We start from the raw sequence: 15775 nt of genomic DNA, 5'->3' as shown, positions 1-15775 counted from the left end.
CGAAACAAGGTTCGAATAAGCCATGTCGCGCATCGGTAAGAAACCCGTTCCGGTCCCGTCGAACGTGACGGCGACGATCAGCGGTCAGACCGTCAAGATGAAGGGTCCCAAGGGCGAACTCGCCTTCACGGTTCCCGACGCTTTGAAGGTCCAGCGTTCGGATGAAGGCATCGACGTCAGCCTTCTCGAAGATACGAAGGTTGCACGCTCCGAGTGGGGCATGTCGCGGACTCAGATCGCGAACCTCATCAAGGGCGTGACCGACGGTTACAGCCAGGATCTCGAGATCCATGGCGTCGGCTTCAAGGCCTCGATGAAGGGCAAGGACACGCTGACGCTTTCCGTCGGCTACAGCCACGACGTCGTGCTGAAGATCCCGGCAGGCGTTGACGTAAAGGTCGGCGGCGCCAAGCAGGAACTGGTGTCGGTCTCCGGCATCGATAAGCAGGCGGTGGGCCAGGTGGCATCCATCATCCGTGCCTCCCGCAAGCCGGAGCCCTACCAGGGCAAGGGCGTGCGCTATAAGGGCGAATACATCCTCCGCAAGGAAGGCAAGAAGAAGTAGGACCGGCACCGATGGCCAACAGCAACCAGAAATTTACGAACCGCAAAGCGCGTGTTCGCAGAAGCCTCAGGGCCGCCTCGAACGGTCGTCCCCGGCTTTCCATTCACCGCTCGTCGGAGAATATCTACGCGCAAGTGATCGACGACGTGAAGGGCGTAACGCTCGCATCGGCTTCGACACTTGAAAAAGACGTCAAGGGCTCGCTCAAGACGGGTGCCGACAAGGCTGCAGCTGCCGCTATCGGCAAGCTCGTTGCCGAGCGCGCCGTCAAGGCTGGCGTCACCGAGGTCGTGTTCGACCGCGGCGGCTTCCTGTTTCATGGGCGCGTTAAGGCGCTCGCCGATGCCGCCCGCGACGGCGGATTGAAGTTTTAAGAGATACCCGAGAGGAACCGAAACGTGGCACGTGGACCCCAGAGAGACCGTGGCAGAGATCGCGAGGAGCGCGATAGCGAGTTTTCCGATAAGCTCGTTCACATCAATCGCGTCGCCAAGGTCGTCAAGGGCGGTAAGCGCTTCGGCTTTGCTGCGCTCGTCGTCGTCGGCGACCTGAAAGGCCGCGTCGGCTTCGGCCACGGCAAGGCCCGTGAGGTTCCGGAGGCGATCCGCAAGGCGACCGAAGGCGCAAAGCGCAACCTTCTTCGCGTGCCGCTTCGCGACGCTCGCACGCTTCATCACGATAGCGTCGGCCGTCACGGCGCCGGCAAGGTGATCCTGCGCTCGGCTCCGGCCGGTACCGGCATCATCGCAGGCGGTGCAATGCGCGCCGTTTTCGAGATGGTCGGCGTGCACGACATCGTTGCGAAGTCGATGGGCTCGACCAACCCCTATAACGTCGTCCGCGCGACGTTCGATGCGCTCAAGGCGCAGGAAAATCCGCGTGGCGTCGCAGCTCGCCGCAACAAGAAGGTTTCCGACATCGTGTCGCGTCGTCGCGACGGCTCGGCTGCTGCCGAGGCTGGTGCGGACGTCTGAAGAAAATAACGGAAGCGCAGCAGCATTTCTGCCGCTTCACAAAGGGACCTGAGGTTACGATATGGCGACGAAGAAGACGATCACGCTGAAGCAGGTGCGGAGCGCTAACAGGCGCCCCGAGCGGCAGACCGGTACGCTGATCGGCCTCGGGCTGAACAAGCTCGGTCGCACCTCCACGGTTGAAGACACGCCGGCCGTACGCGGCATGCTGAAAAAAGTTCAGCATCTCGTTCAGGTCGAAGAAGGGAAATAAGCACCATGCGGCTGAACGGCATTAAAGATAACCCAGGCGCCAAGAAGACCCGCGTCCGCATCGGTCGCGGCATCGGCTCGGGTATGGGCAAGATGGGTGGCCGCGGCGGCAAGGGCCAGACGGCTCGTACAGGCGTCGCGATCGGCGGCTTCGAAGGCGGTCAGATGCCTTTGCATCGTCGTCTGCCGAAGCGTGGCTTTAACAAGTGGCGCCCTGAGCATTTCAACGAGATCAACGTCGGCTCGCTGCAGCAGGCGATCGAGGACAAGCGCCTCGATGGCTCGAAGCCTGTCGACCTGGCTTCGCTGATCGAAGCTGGCATCATACGCCGTGCAAAAGACGGCCTTCGCCTCCTCGGCGACGGCGAGATCAAGTCCAAGATCTCGATCACCGTCAATCACGCGTCTGCAAAGGCTAAGGAAGCGATCGAGAAGGCCGGCGGCAGCGTCACGCTGATTGAGCGCAAGGTTCTCGCCGCGGACGAGGAAAAGCGCAAGAAGTCGGCTGACAAGAAGGCCGCGAAGGGCAAGAAGCCCGGCGCTGCCAAGTCGGAAGAATAATACGAGCGTGCAATGAGGCGGGGAAACCCGCCTGATTTCGCGTTCGCGGCCGGAAGGCGCTGGAAACGGCGCTATCCGGGCCCAAGTTGCGATAGCGCCCCTTGGCGTCGTCGCAACGGTTAGGAGAAGAGACCAATGGCTTCCGCTGCCGAGCAGCTTGCTTCCAATCTGAACTTCAGCGCCTTCGCGAAGGCGGAGGATTTGAAGCGGCGCCTGTGGTTCACGCTTGGCGCACTGATCGTTTTCCGCCTGGGCACGTTCATTCCGCTGCCGGGCATCAATCCCGCTGCGTTCGCCGAAACGTTCAAGTCGCAGGCCGGTGGCATCCTGGGCATGTTCAACATGTTCTCGGGCGGCGCACTCGAGCGTCTGGCGATTTTCGCGCTGAACATCATGCCGTACATCTCGGCGTCGATCATCATGCAGTTGATGAGCTCGATCTCGCCGAAGCTCGAAGCTTTGAAGAAGGAAGGCGAGGCCGGCCGCAAGCAGATCAACCAGTATACGCGGTATCTGACGGTCGTTCTTGCGGCGCTCCAGGCTTATGGCATCGCCGTCGGCCTCGAAGGTTCACGAAACGCGGCCGGCTCCGTGGTTCTGGAACCGGGCATGTTCTTCCGCTTGACGACGGTCATCACGCTTGTCGGCGGTACCGTATTCCTGATGTGGCTCGGCGAGCAGATCACGCAGCGTGGCGTCGGTAACGGCACATCGCTGATCATCTTCGCCGGCATCGTCGCGGGACTTCCCGGAGCGTTGGTGCATCTCTTTGAACTGTCGCGCACCGGCTCGATCTCGCCCGGAATTCTCGTGTTCTTCCTGGCGTTGGCTCTGGCCGTCGTCGCCGCGATCGTGTTCTTCGAGCGCGCCCAAAGACGCCTGTTGGTCCAGTATCCGAAGCGACAAGTCGGGAACAAGATGTTCCAGGGCGAAGCTTCGCATCTGCCGCTGAAGCTCAATTCCTCGGGCGTTATCCCGCCGATCTTCGCGTCCTCGCTTCTGCTGCTGCCGATCACGGTCGCGCAGTTCACGGCAGGGCAGGGGCCGGAATGGCTCAACGAAGCGGTTGCAGCTCTTGGCAGCGGCCAGCCGCTCCACATGGTCGTCTATGCGCTGTTGATCCTGTTCTTCGCGTTCTTCTACACGGCGGTTGTGATCAACCCCAAGGAAACCGCGGATAACCTTCGCAAGTACGGCGGCTTCCTTCCCGGTATCCGCCCCGGCGAAAAGACGGCCGAGTACATCGACTATGTCTTGACCCGCATTACCGTCGTCGGCGCTATCTACCTGGCCGCGGTCTGCGTACTGCCCGAGATCTTGACGTCGTATGCCGGTATTCCGCTCTACTTCGGCGGCACCTCGCTCCTCATCGCCGTCAGCGTCACGATGGATACCGTTGCTCAGGTCCAAAGCCACCTCATCGCTCAGCAGTATGAGGGCTTGATCAAGAAGGCTAAGCTTCGCGGAGCGCGTCGATGATCCTGATGCTGCTTGGGCCGCCGGGGGCGGGCAAGGGTACACAGTCTCAGCTGATCTCCGAGCGCCTCGGGCTGCCGCAGCTTTCAACTGGCGACATGCTGCGCGCCGCCGTTAAGGCGGGTTCGCCGGTCGGCCTCAAGGCGAAGAAGATCATGGCCGAAGGCGGCCTCGTCAGCGACGAAATCGTCATCGGCATCATCGCCGACCGGATTTCCGAGCCTGATTGCGCCAAGGGGTTCATTCTCGACGGGTTTCCGCGCACGCTGGCCCAGGCCGACGCGCTCGACGACCTGTTGAAGTCCAAGGGCCGCCACATCGATTGCGTCATCGAGCTCAGGGTGGACGATACCAAGCTCGTCGAACGGATAGAATGTCGCGCCCGGGAGACGATCGCCGCCGGCGGCACCGTCCGGGCCGACGACAACGCTGAAGCCCTTAAGACGCGCCTGATCGCCTACTACCGCGAAACGGCGCCGCTGATCGGCTTCTATTATGCTCATCGGTTGCTGAAAACGGTGGACGGCATGGCGCCGATCGCCGACGTCAGCGGCCAGATCAGCGAAGTTTTGAACCAATTCCAGCATGCGTGACACAAAGAAGCACGGATTGACGGAAGGGATGACCCGAGGTAGAAGACACAACTTTCTTTTAGGGCTCAACTTGATCCGGACCAGGGCACGAAACCCCGGTACTGCGGTCGTTGCGCCTATTCGCACTTGAGAATTCGTCAAAAACAGCATCGTTAATCGGCTCGAGATTTAAAGGCAGGAGACTGAAGTGGCCCGCATCGCAGGCGTCAACATTCCAACGGGTAAGCGCGTCGAGATCGCGCTTCGTTACATCCACGGCATTGGCCCGAAATTCTCGAAAGAGATTTGCGAGAAGTGCAGCATTCCGGCCGATCGCCGCGTCAGCCAGCTGACCGACGCCGAAGTCCTGCAGATCCGTGAAACGATCGACCGCGATTACACGGTTGAGGGCGACCTTCGCCGCGAAGTCCAGACGAACATCAAGCGTCTGATGGACCTCGGTTGCTACCGCGGCCTGCGTCACCGCAAGGGCCTGCCCGTACGCGGTCAGCGCACGCACACGAACGCCCGCACCCGCAAGGGCAAGGCTGTTCCGATTGCAGGCAAGAAGAAGGCGACGAAGTAGTTCGTCACTTAAGGGATTTCATGCACGCCATCTGGCGCGCACAACGATTTACGCCTCCGCTTGAACGAGGCATGGAGCAACGACGGTAATGGCCAAGGAAGCAGCGGCAGCACGCGGCAAAGTTAAGAAGCGCGAGAAGAAGAACATCACGTCGGGCGTCGCACACGTCAACGCGTCGTTCAACAACACGATGATCACCATCACGGACGCCCAGGGCAACACGATCGCGTGGTCGTCTTCGGGCACCAAGGGCTTCAAGGGCTCGCGCAAGTCGACGCCGTATGCCGCGCAGATGGCCGCCGAAGATGCCGGCAAGAAGGCCCAGGAGCACGGCATGAAGGTGCTCGAGGTCGAGGTTTGCGGTCCGGGTTCGGGTCGTGAATCGGCTCTCCGCGCGCTCCAGGCTGTCGGCTTTCAGATCACCTCGATCCGCGACGTGACGCCGATCCCGCACAACGGCTGCCGCCCGCGCAAGCGTCGCCGCGTCTAAACGAGATTTTACGCGCGCCGGGACCGCTCGGCGCGCTGCCACTTGTGAATAAGTACCGCCAAGAGATTCCGCGGCCCGCTCCCCCGTCCGCGCAAAACTAACGAGGTTTCTCGTGAACGTTCTCCAGAAGAACTGGCAAGATCTGATCAAGCCGTCGAAGCTTGAAATTCAGTCCGGCCGCGACCGCTCGCGCATCGCGACCGTCGTAGCAGAACCCCTTGAGCGCGGCTTCGGCATGACGCTCGGAAACGCTCTGCGCCGCGTGCTGCTGTCGTCGCTTCAGGGCGCCGCCATCAAGACCGTGCAGATCGACGGCGTGCTGCATGAGTTCTCGTCTGTTCCGGGCGTCCGCGAGGACGTGACGAACATCATCCTCAACATCAAGGAAATTGCGCTCCGCATCCATTCGGAAGGCGTGAAGCGCATGGTGCTGAAGAAGGAAGGCGCAGGCCCCGTCACCGCCGGCGACATCGAAGCATCCTCCGAAGTCGAAGTTCTCAATCCCGAGCACGTCATCTGCCACCTCGACCAGGGCGCGGCGATCCGCATGGAATTCACCGCCGATATCGGCAAGGGCTACGTCGCTTCCGACCGTAACCGTCCCGAGGACGCGCCGATCGGCCTGATCCCGGTCGACAGCCTCTATTCGCCGGTCAAGAAGGTTTCCTACAAGGTCGAGAACACCCGCGAAGGTCAGATCCTCGACTACGATAAGCTGACGATGGTTGTTGAAACGGATGGCTCGATCCGTCCTGAGGACGCGGTCGCTCTCGCAGCCCGCATTCTCCAGGATCAGCTCGCAGTCTTCATCAACTTCGAAGAACCGAAGAAGGCCCAGGAAGAGCAGCGCCATCCGGAGCTCGCGTTCAACGCAGCGCTCCTCAAGAAGGTCGACGAGCTCGAGCTTTCGGTTCGCTCTGCGAACTGCCTGAAGAACGACAACATCGTCTACATCGGCGATCTCATCCAGAAGACCGAAGCAGAGATGCTTCGCACGCCGAACTTCGGCCGGAAGTCGCTGAACGAGATCAAGGAAGTTCTGGCGACGATGGGTCTTCACCTCGGCATGGAAGTGCCGAACTGGCCGCCGGACAACATCGACGAGCTGGCGAAGCGCTTCGAAGACCAGTACTAAGAATTCCAGCCGGCTTGCACTTCGCGGGCCGGCTGAAATGATCCGGATAGCTCAACAGCACCGGAATGCGACGGCGAAGGTGAGGCCATAGAAACTCCCGCGCCAACCGGATGGCAGAAGTAGCCAACGGTCAATTCAAGCCTGCAGCATGCGCCGCGGGCCAACAATGTAAGGATGAAGACACTATGCGACACAAGAAGCTTGGCCGCCGCTTCGGCCGTCACGTCGGCCACCGTCAGGCAATGTTCTCGAACATGGCCGCAGCTCTGATCAAGCACGAGCAGATCGTCACCACGCTGCCGAAGGCGAAAGACCTGAAGCGCGTCGTCGACAAGTACATCACACTCGCGAAGCGCGGCGACTTGAACTCGCGCCGTTTGGCAATTGCCCGCCTCCGCGATGAAGACATGGTCAAGAAGCTCTTCGACATTCTCGGACCGCGTTACAAGGACCGCAACGGCGGCTATACGCGCGTGCTGAAGGCCGGTTTCCGCTACGGTGACAACTCACCCCGCGCCGTCATCGAACTCGTTGATCGCGACGAGAACGTGAAGGGCGCCGAGGACAAGGCCCGTCACGAAGCGATGCTCGCCGAGCAGGCCGCTTCGAACTGAGCTTCGTCACCGATTACCCAGTTTTAAAAACCCCGGCGCCCTAAAGCGCCGGGGTTTCGCTTTGAGGGCTCTGGCGCGATCGGTTCGCAGGCGCGGGATTTAGTCTGCAGGCGATGCGCGCAACGATGTGCCCTCTTCAGCTGGGGCGCACACTAAGACCCCTGTTATTGCAGGCGTGTGACGCGCTCCCGCCGGGGTTGCGTCCCGGGCAGGACAGCGCCTGAAACCGAGATTCCACGGCCATTTTGTTGCCCTTGCCATCCGGGTGCATTCTGCAACATTATCCGATAGATCGGAGCGCGCGGGGCGCACCGGCGGCCGATAGGTGTCTTGCGGCATGGCAGCAAATCCTCCGGTCGTCGTCACCGGCGCAAGCGGCCTCATTGCCAAGTATACGATCGCCGAATTCCTGCGGCGCGGCTTTGCGGTTCGGGGAACGCTCCGAAGCATGGATAAGGCGGACGAAGTCCGTCGCGCGCTGGCCAAGCTCGGCTGCGATCCCGAGAAAGTGTCGTTTATCGTTGCTGACCTTTCGGGCGACGGCGGGTGGGATGAAGCCGTCGCCGGCAGCGAAATCGTCGTTCATACGGCGTCGCCGTTTCCGATCGCCCAGCCGAACGATCCGGAAGAGGTGATCCGTCCGGCAGTCGATGGAACCTTGCGCGTGTTGAGGGCCGCGACGCGAGGCGCAGTCGGGCGCGTGGTCCTCACCTCATCGACGGTCGCGATCTTCTATCCGAGCGACGTTCCCAAGGGCCACGTCTATTCGGAAGCCGACGTCACGGATGAAACGCGCCGCGATCTGACCCCCTACATAAAGTCGAAGACGATCGCCGAAAAAGCGGCTTGGGATTTCATCGAGTCGGAGCCGGGCGCTCCCGCGCTCGTCGTCATCAATCCGAGCTTCGTGCAGGGGCCGGCGCTCGACGGCGATCTTTCGACGTCGCACGAGCTTTATCGCGTCATGGCGCGGGGCGTTTATCCGGCCGTCCCGAGGATCAGCTTCCCGGTAGCCGACGTGCGGGATGTGGCCGCAGCGCACGTCAAAGGCGCACTGACGCCGGAGGCGGAGGGCAACCGCTATCTGATCGGAGAAGGGCAGATGAGCCTCTATGGGCTTGGCCGGATCGTGGCGCGCGAGTTGCCGGATCTCGCCTCCAAGGTCCCGAAGTTCGAGCTTCCCGATTTCGCGGTGCGGGCGCTCGCGACCGTTGACAAGCGGATGCGAACGGTTCTCCCCGAGCTTGGCGAGCAAAAGGCTTACAGCAACGAAAACGCCAAGAAGGGCCTTGGCCTCGACCTGCGCCCTGCGGACGAGGCCGCAACGGCCGCGATCCGATCATTACGAGAGCTCAAGTTGATCTAGCCGGCTCCTGGACATATTTCTCCCGGCTGATTGGACTAGATCAGGGCCGCGCGATATTTGACCACCACGATTCCCACCTGGAAGAACTCATCGATGACCATGAAAAACCTCGTTCTGGTTTGCGCAGCCGCCATCTTGGGCCTGAGCGTTGCACCGAAGCTCTTCAGTCCGGCCGAGGTCTCGTTTGCCCAAGAGAAAGTGCCGCCGCCCTCTCGCGAAGCCGCGCAGTATTCGTTTTCACCGATCGTGAAAAAAGCGGCGCCCGCGGTCGTCAACGTCTATGTTCGAACCCGCGTCCAGACGTTCGACTCCCCGTTCGCCAACGATCCCTTTTTCCGTCAGTTCTTCGGCAGGGCGCTCGGCCGTCCGTCGGAACGGGTGATGAGTTCTTTGGGCTCCGGCGTCATCGTCAGTCCCGAGGGCCTGATCGTAACGAATACCCACGTGATCAAGGGCGGCGGCGACACGGCCATCCGCGTCGCGCTGACGGACAAGCGCGAGTTCGATGCAAAGGTCATCGCTCAAGACGAGAAAGCCGACATTGCCGTCCTGAAGATCGACGGCGGCGACGGAAGCTTCCCCTATCTTCGCTTCGACGATTCCGACAGCCTCGAAGTCGGCGATCTCGTGCTGGCGATCGGCAACCCGTTCGGCGTCGGCCAGACTGTGACGAGCGGCATCGTCTCGGCGTTGTCGCGCTCCGAGGTCGGGCAATCCGACAGCCAGGTCTTCATTCAGACCGACGCCGCCATCAACCCCGGCAACTCGGGCGGAGCGCTTGTTGATATGTCGGGCCGCCTCGTCGGCATCAATACGATGATCTATTCGCAATCCGGCGGCTCCGTCGGCATCGGCTTCGCGATCCCGTCGAACCTGGTACGCCTCTACGCGGACAGCGCAGCCGGAGGCCGGAAAGTCGAAAGGCCGTGGATCGGCGCCAAGCTCGAGGCCATGTCCCACGACATCGCCCAGGGCCTCGGTCTGAACCGTGTTTCCGGCGCCGTCGTAACCCGCCTTTACGATAAGGGCCCTGCAGCCGACGCCGGCCTCGAAGCGGGCGACGTCATCACCGCTGTTGATGGCGTCGAAGTCATCGACGCGCGCGGCGTCTACTATCGCTTGACCACGAAAGGCATTGGTCAGAGCGCCCGCCTGACCGTCCTCCGCAGCAACAAGGCGGTCGATGTCAATCTGCCGCTCGTCGGCGCGCCGAAGCCCGGCAAGGACGATGCGAAAAACCTGTCGGGCAACCATCCGCTCGACGGCGCGAGAATTTCGAACATCCTGCCGTCGGTCGCCGATGAACTTGGGCTCGACCAGTCGGAGGGCGTCGTCGTTACCTCCGTGCGCGATGGATCGACCGCCCAGACGTTCGGCTTCAAGCCGGGCGATATCATCGCCGCAATAGGCACCGATCAGATCGCCAACGTCGACGACGCGGAAAAGGCCCTCTCGACCCGCAAACGGCTATGGCAAATCTCGGTCAAACGCGGCGAGCGCGTGCTGCAGCTCCAAGTGCCGGGCTGAAACAAAGTGCCCGGCTGAAACTCGTGGCCGAACTGAACCCGCGTCAGGGTAAGGTGCCGTTAACCGTGTCGGCGTTCGACGGCCCGGTCCGTCGATAAGCTGACAAATTCATGGCAGACGGTGCCTCGGCGGCGATGCCGCCATAAGGGGTAGTTTGCGTAACGGGGGTTCGCCGATGGCCGATAGTCGTGGTGTGCTGATCATCGGCGAGGGCGCCGTCCTCAAGGGTGAGGTGAAGAGCGGCGGCCAGAAAGTCGAAATCTGGGGCTACGTCGAGGGCAAGGTTTCCGCGTCCGAAGTCGTCGTCCAGGAAGGCGGCCAGCTCTTCGGAAGCGTCAATTCCGACACTGCCGAAATCCGCGGGCACATCCAAGGCGATGTGCGGGTTCAGCAACTCATCCAGATCAAGAGCACAGGCCACGCCGCCGGAAAAATAAAATACGGCCGCCTGTCGATGGAAGAGGGCGGCGAGCTATCCGCACACGTGCGCAACATTCCCCCGACCATCGGCGGCGACCTGGATCTCACCGTTCCGAAGGGCGGCGCGGTCCGCATCACGACGGCCGATCTCAACGCCCTCGATCCCGACGACAAGCCCGAGGATCTGCATTTTCAAATCTCGAACGCCGCCGGCGGCTATCTGGCGCTTTCGAGCAACCCGAAGCTCCCGGTCAGCTCCTTCTCCCAAGCCGACCTCGAGAAGGGCATCGTCTATTTCGCGCACGACGGCTCGGATGCTCAGAAAGCCCGGTTCAATGTCCAGGTGACGGACCTCTCCGGCTCGAACTCCGGCCCCGCAAAGACCGTCAACGTCGCGGTGCGCGATTAGGAGGGTTTGATACTTGGTGGAGCGACAGCTTTGCCATTTGGACGGCGCGCCCGCGGCCATATATAAACCCCGCATGGCCAATCTCTTCGAAGCTGCCGGACTTGAAAAAAGCGCGCCGCGTCCGCTTGCCGACCGTCTGCGCCCGAAAACGCTCGCCGAGGTCGTCGGCCAGGACCACATCGTCGGGCCCGACGGCACGCTGACGCGCATGCTGAAAAGCGGCCGCGTCCCGAGCCTCATTTTCTGGGGGCCGCCGGGCTCCGGCAAAACGACGATCGCGCGCCTTCTCGCCAATGAAACGAAGCTCGCATTCGAGCAGCTTTCCGCGATCTTTTCAGGGGTCGCCGATCTTCGCAAAGCCTTCGAGCGCGCCAAGATGATGCGCGAGCAGGGCAAAGGCACGCTGCTCTTCATCGACGAGATCCATCGCTTCAACCGCTCGCAGCAGGACAGCTTCCTGCCGTACATGGAAGATGGGACGATCACGCTCGTCGGCGCAACGACGGAAAACCCATCGTTCGAACTCAACGCCGCCGTCCTGTCGCGCGCCAACGTCCTGGTGTTGAACAGGCTCGATGATGCAAACCTCGAGACGATCCTGTCTCGCGCCGAGACCGAGGTTGGCCGCCCGCTCCCGCTGAATGACGACGCCCGCAGTGCACTGAAGGGGATGGCGGACGGCGATGGCCGCGCCATTCTCAATCTCGTCGAGGACGTATTCGCCGCCGCACCAACGAAGGGCAAAGCGCTCGACCGCGAAGCCTTGGTCAAGCTCGTGCAGCGCCGCGCGCCGCTTTACGACAAGTCGCGCGAAGGCCACTACAATCTGATCTCGGCTCTGCATAAGGCCGTGCGCGGATCAGATCCGGATGCGGCGCTATACTATTTCTGCCGCATGCTCGATGGCGGCGAAGACCGTCTCTTTCTCGCTCGCCGATTGGTGCGCATGGCGGTCGAGGACATCGGCCTCGCAGATCCGCAGGCGCTCGTCGTCTGCAATGCGGCGAAGGACGCCTTCGATTTTCTCGGAAGCCCCGAAGGCGAGCTCGCATTGGCCGAAGCGGTCATCTACCTCGCGACGGCCCCGAAATCGAACGCTAACTATGTCGCCTTCAAAGCTGCGATGCGGGCGGCGAAGGAGCACGGCTCGCTGTCGCCTCCGAAGACGATCCTCAACGCACCGACGAAGCTGATGGAGGAGGAGGGCTACGGCTCCGACTACCGTTACGATCACGATCAGCCAGACGCGTTCTCGGGCCAGAACTATTTTCCTGACGAGTTTCGGAAGCGCCCGCAGTATTACGATCCGCCGGAACGCGGTTTTGAGCGCGAGATCAGGAAGCGTCTGGACTACTGGGCGAAGCTCAGAGCCGAACGGAACAAATAATTACAAAACCCGATGAAGCGTTCCATCGGCCCAGAGATTTTCGGCCCAGAGATTTGAGGTCGATCTTTAAGTTTTGGTAAGTCCGTTGGCGGCCGAATTCCGCTACAAGCAAAGGACTGGTCGAAGCTTCACTTCCGGCTGTATTCTGGATGGTCAAGATGGCTCAAGCTGATTCCACGACCGCGTCTCAATCGCCGACGCCGTCGCTTCACCCCGTCACAATCTCGGAACTCCGCCCCACGCAAATGACCGTCGGCATGCGGGAGGTCGAGCAAAAGCGTCAGGACTGGCGCGGCCTCGCGCCAACCAAGTCGGGCCAATTCCTCGGCCGTCACATGATCCCCGTCGTGCGCGGTCCGAAAGGCCGCTATTACGTCGTCGATCATCACCATCTTGCGCGTGCGCTGTACGAAGAAGGCGTCGAGCAGATTCTCGTCTCGCCGGTCGCCGATCTCCGCGCCCTCGAGAAGGATGAGTTTTGGACGTTCATGGACAATCGCGGCTGGATGCATCCCTTCGACGCGGATGGACAGCGCCAGCCCCGCACGGCTCTACCCAAAAGCGTTGCAGATCTCGTAGACGATCCCTATCGCAGTTTGGCGGGCGAGCTGCGTTTCGCGGGCGGATACGCCAAGGACACGACGCCCTTTAGCGAATTTCTCTGGGCCGACGCGCTGCGCCGGCGGGTCGACGCGAAGACCGCCAAAAGCGATTTCGAAACGGCATTGCAGAAATCCCTCGACTTCGCCAAGAGTCCGGATGCCGGATATCTGCCGGGCTGGTGCGGCGCCCACACCCGCACGTAATCCAAAGCCATGGACTTGAGATAATGGAAGCGAAGCAAGCCGTGGCCACAGCCGAACAGCACGTCGTCGAACGATTGAACTGGCTCCGTGCCGCCGTGCTCGGCGCGAACGACGGCATCCTTTCGACCGCGAGCTTGATCGCCGGTGTTGCGGCTGCCGATTCCTCGCAAAAGTCGATTGTGATCGCGGGCATCGCCGGGCTCGTCGCGGGTGCCCTCTCGATGGCGGCCGGCGAATACGTATCCGTCAGCTCGCAAGCCGATGCCGAAGGAGCCGACCTCGCGCGCGAACGCAAAGAGCTTGTCGAACAGCCGGAATTCGAACTGCAAGAGCTTGCTGATATCTATGCCAAACGCGGCGTCGAGCCTGCGCTGGCCCGTCAGGTCGCCAAGCAACTTATGGCGCACGATGCCCTCGGCACTCATGCGCGCGAGGAGCTTGGTATTTCCGACATGACGATCGCCCGCCCGATCGTCGCTGCCCTTGCCTCGGCGGCGTCATTCGCTGTTGGCGCTTCAGTGCCGCTGCTGGCCGCGATTGCGGCACCCGGCGGCCGCGTAACGTTGATTGTGACCGTCGCCTCGCTCATATGCCTTGCGGCACTGGGCGTGGTCGGAGCCCGCATCGGCGGGGCAAATGTTTGGCGTGCAACCGTGCGGGTCACCTTCTGGGGAGCGCTCGCAATGGCTCTGACGGCCGCTATCGGCCATCTTTCGGGCTATGCGGTTTAACCCCGTCCAGGATGCCACTCTTCCTACGCGAAGCTAACGGAGCTATACGGGCCCTTATCGGTTTATTGGGATTCCGGATGAGATTACTGCTTCTTGCTTCGGCAGGCGGTGCGATAGGCACTGGCTTTCGATTTTTGATTAATCGGGTGTTCGCCCACGCGGGCCTGATCGAATTTCCGTGGGCGACGCTCACGATCAACATATTGGGTTCATTTCTCATGGGCGTGCTGATCGAAACGCTGGCGCTGCGTTTCAATGCCTCAAACGAACTGCGAACCTTTTTCGCCACCGGCATCCTCGGCGGCTTCACGACGTTCTCGGCATTTTCGCTCGAGTTCGCGACCCTTTATGAGCGCGGCGACATGACGACGGCGTTTGGCTACGTTCTGCTGTCCGTCGTTTTGAGCCTGCTCGCGATTTTTGCCGGCCTGATCGTTATGCGCTGGGTGCTCGCATGACCACTGCATCCGCCAAGGTCGAAACATTGCGCGTCGCCGAGGGCGAGGACGATATGCGCCTCGACCGCTGGTTCCGTGTCCATTTCCCGGAAGTCGGCTACACGTATCTGCAAAAGCTTTTGCGCTCCGGCCAAATTCGCATCGATTCCAAACGTGCCCAAGCCAACGACCGCGTGCGCTCCGGATCGGAAATCCGCGTGCCCGCCATCGTCCGCCAGCCCAAGAAAGCGGCACCCGGATTGCAGGCGCCGCCCGGCGTCTCCAAGGGCGACCGCGACCTGATCGAGAAAATGATCATCTTCGAGGACGAGCACGTGCTCGTTCTCAACAAGGTGTTCGGCTTGGCCGTGCAAGGCGGCACCGGCACGAAGAAGCACATCGACGGGATGCTCGAAGGCATGGCGGACCGTTTCGGCGGCGAACGCCCGCGCCTCGTCCATCGCCTCGACCGTGATACGACGGGCGTGCTGCTCGTTGCGAAATCGCGCGACATCGCAGCGAAGCTCGGGCGCACATTCCAGACGCGCTCCGCAGCGAAAACGTATTGGGCGCTCGTGAAGGGTGTGCCGAAGCCGCCCCAGGGAAAAATCGAAGCCGCGCTGGTGAAGGCCTCTGGCCCCGATGGCGACAAGGTGCGCAAGGCTCGCCCGGGCGAACAGGACGTCGCCATGCACGCGACGACGCACTATTCGGTTATCGATCGCGCCGCGCGGAAAGCATCCTGGGTTTCGCTGAAGCCCGTGACTGGCCGCCAGCATCAATTGCGCGCGCATATGCATCTCATCGGCCATCCGATCGTCGGCGACAACAAGTACGAAGGCGACGTGGATATGCCGGCGGAAAATATGGACAAGAAACTTCACCTGCATGCCCGTCGTCTCGTCATTCCGCATCCGAGGGGCGGAACGATCGACGTGACGGCGCCTCTACCCGAGCACATGCGGAGGACGTGGGAGCTTCTCGGTTTCGACGAGAATAAGTTCGAGTAAATCGAAAAGCACGCGAGGCTCCGGGCGCTGGTGCCTGCCGGGAGCCTCGACGCCGTCATCTCACTTGGGTCTGGAGCGCTTTCACGTCGGCTGTCGTCAGCCCTTTGCCGCCAATGCCCCAGTTTCCGCTTGCGACCTCGTGCACGCGCACCCAGGTTACACCGCGCATGGCTTCACTTTCGATTTCGACCATCGCATCGGTGATTTTCTTGATCATGGCCTGCTTCTGGCTTTTGTCGAAGACGCCTTCGATAAGCTGGATGTCGACGAGTGGCATAATGGTTCCTTTTCGACTGTTCAGTTGGGCGGCGCTTTGGGGATTTGTCCCGCCGCGTGACCGCACATTCCACGTTCACTGACGAAGCGGCTAGTTCACGAACTGAATCCTCCCGGTACAGATCCTGAACTGGCGTGGCGGGTACACCTCGCGTAATTTGGCGCCGAACCTGCGTCAGGG

Annotated in this window: 20 protein-coding genes; 19 read left to right on the top strand and 1 reads right to left on the bottom strand. The window is 61.6% G+C overall.

Annotation, left to right across the window (positions count from 1 at the left end):
* The first annotated feature begins 22 nt into the window (after window positions 1-22).
* The 19 genes from rplF to BM399_RS07830 all read left to right on the top strand — a co-directional run bounded on the left by rplF (window position 23) and on the right by BM399_RS07830 (window position 15318).
* Entirely contained in the window at window positions 23-565 is a 543-nt protein-coding gene (rplF, locus tag BM399_RS07920) for a 50S ribosomal protein L6 (protein WP_092866875.1), read from the top strand.
* 11 nt (window positions 566-576) lie between these two features.
* On the top strand, window positions 577-939 hold the full coding sequence (gene rplR / locus BM399_RS07915; RefSeq protein ID WP_092866873.1) for a 50S ribosomal protein L18: 363 nt from the start codon (window positions 577-579) through the stop codon (window positions 937-939).
* Between the two features lie 24 nt (window positions 940-963).
* Complete coding sequence (gene rpsE, locus BM399_RS07910) at window positions 964-1539, top strand: 30S ribosomal protein S5 (protein WP_045835892.1); 576 nt, start codon at window positions 964-966, stop codon at window positions 1537-1539.
* A gap of 61 nt (window positions 1540-1600) precedes the next feature.
* Entirely contained in the window at window positions 1601-1792 is a 192-nt protein-coding gene (gene rpmD, locus BM399_RS07905) for a 50S ribosomal protein L30 (RefSeq protein ID WP_092866871.1), read from the top strand.
* 5 nt (window positions 1793-1797) lie between these two features.
* Window positions 1798-2352 carry a 50S ribosomal protein L15 gene (gene rplO, locus BM399_RS07900; RefSeq protein ID WP_092866869.1) on the top strand — a complete coding sequence of 185 codons (555 nt, stop codon included), beginning with the start codon at window positions 1798-1800 and terminating at the stop codon, window positions 2350-2352.
* Window positions 2353-2487: 135 nt separating this feature from the next.
* A complete protein-coding gene (gene secY / locus BM399_RS07895) occupies window positions 2488-3831 on the top strand; it encodes a preprotein translocase subunit SecY (RefSeq protein WP_092866867.1) in 1344 nt (447 codons plus the stop codon).
* On the top strand, window positions 3828-4421 hold the full coding sequence (locus BM399_RS07890; RefSeq protein ID WP_092866865.1) for an adenylate kinase: 594 nt from the start codon (window positions 3828-3830) through the stop codon (window positions 4419-4421). The genes secY and BM399_RS07890 overlap by 4 nt, the downstream gene beginning before the upstream one ends.
* 187 nt (window positions 4422-4608) lie before the next feature.
* Window positions 4609-4986, top strand: coding sequence for a 30S ribosomal protein S13 (gene rpsM, locus BM399_RS07885; protein WP_092866863.1), 378 nt, complete (start codon window positions 4609-4611; stop codon window positions 4984-4986).
* 88 nt (window positions 4987-5074) lie between these two features.
* Complete coding sequence (rpsK, locus tag BM399_RS07880) at window positions 5075-5476, top strand: 30S ribosomal protein S11 (protein ID WP_045835898.1); 402 nt, start codon at window positions 5075-5077, stop codon at window positions 5474-5476.
* 112 nt (window positions 5477-5588) lie between these two features.
* Window positions 5589-6611: a DNA-directed RNA polymerase subunit alpha gene (locus BM399_RS07875; protein WP_092866861.1), complete on the top strand. Its 1023-nt coding sequence runs from the start codon at window positions 5589-5591 to the stop codon at window positions 6609-6611.
* 185 nt (window positions 6612-6796) lie between these two features.
* Window positions 6797-7225: a 50S ribosomal protein L17 gene (gene rplQ, locus BM399_RS07870; protein ID WP_092866859.1), complete on the top strand. Its 429-nt coding sequence runs from the start codon at window positions 6797-6799 to the stop codon at window positions 7223-7225.
* Between the two features lie 337 nt (window positions 7226-7562).
* Window positions 7563-8591 (top strand): NAD-dependent epimerase/dehydratase family protein, encoded by a 1029-nt coding sequence (locus tag BM399_RS07865; RefSeq protein WP_092866857.1) that lies wholly within the window; start codon window positions 7563-7565, stop codon window positions 8589-8591.
* 93 nt (window positions 8592-8684) lie between these two features.
* Entirely contained in the window at window positions 8685-10118 is a 1434-nt protein-coding gene (locus BM399_RS07860) for a Do family serine endopeptidase (RefSeq protein WP_092866855.1), read from the top strand.
* A 175-nt stretch (window positions 10119-10293) separates the two neighbouring features.
* Complete coding sequence (locus BM399_RS07855) at window positions 10294-10947, top strand: cadherin-like domain-containing protein (protein ID WP_092866853.1); 654 nt, start codon at window positions 10294-10296, stop codon at window positions 10945-10947.
* A gap of 73 nt (window positions 10948-11020) precedes the next feature.
* Window positions 11021-12334, top strand: coding sequence for a replication-associated recombination protein A (locus tag BM399_RS07850; protein ID WP_092866851.1), 1314 nt, complete (start codon window positions 11021-11023; stop codon window positions 12332-12334).
* A gap of 158 nt (window positions 12335-12492) precedes the next feature.
* Complete coding sequence (locus tag BM399_RS07845) at window positions 12493-13140, top strand: ParB-like protein (protein WP_092868117.1); 648 nt, start codon at window positions 12493-12495, stop codon at window positions 13138-13140.
* Between the two features lie 23 nt (window positions 13141-13163).
* On the top strand, window positions 13164-13871 hold the full coding sequence (locus BM399_RS07840) for a VIT1/CCC1 transporter family protein (protein ID WP_092866849.1): 708 nt from the start codon (window positions 13164-13166) through the stop codon (window positions 13869-13871).
* 77 nt (window positions 13872-13948) lie between these two features.
* Window positions 13949-14329, top strand: a complete 381-nt coding sequence (crcB, locus tag BM399_RS07835) for a fluoride efflux transporter CrcB (RefSeq protein WP_092866847.1) — start codon at window positions 13949-13951, stop codon at window positions 14327-14329.
* Window positions 14326-15318 (top strand): RluA family pseudouridine synthase, encoded by a 993-nt coding sequence (locus BM399_RS07830; RefSeq protein WP_092866845.1) that lies wholly within the window; start codon window positions 14326-14328, stop codon window positions 15316-15318. The genes crcB and BM399_RS07830 overlap by 4 nt, the downstream gene beginning before the upstream one ends.
* Before the next feature lie 55 nt (window positions 15319-15373).
* Here BM399_RS07830 and BM399_RS07825 read toward each other — a convergent pair whose 3' ends face one another.
* Entirely contained in the window at window positions 15374-15595 is a 222-nt protein-coding gene (locus BM399_RS07825) for a tautomerase family protein (protein WP_092866843.1), read from the bottom strand.
* Window positions 15596-15775 lie beyond the last annotated feature (180 nt).

It is taken from the genome of Hyphomicrobium facile, assembly GCF_900116175.1.
Lineage (GTDB): Bacteria > Pseudomonadota > Alphaproteobacteria > Rhizobiales > Hyphomicrobiaceae > Hyphomicrobium_B > Hyphomicrobium_B facile.
Note: the sequence above shows the minus strand (reverse complement) of the source record. Positions and strands in the feature narration are given on the sequence as shown.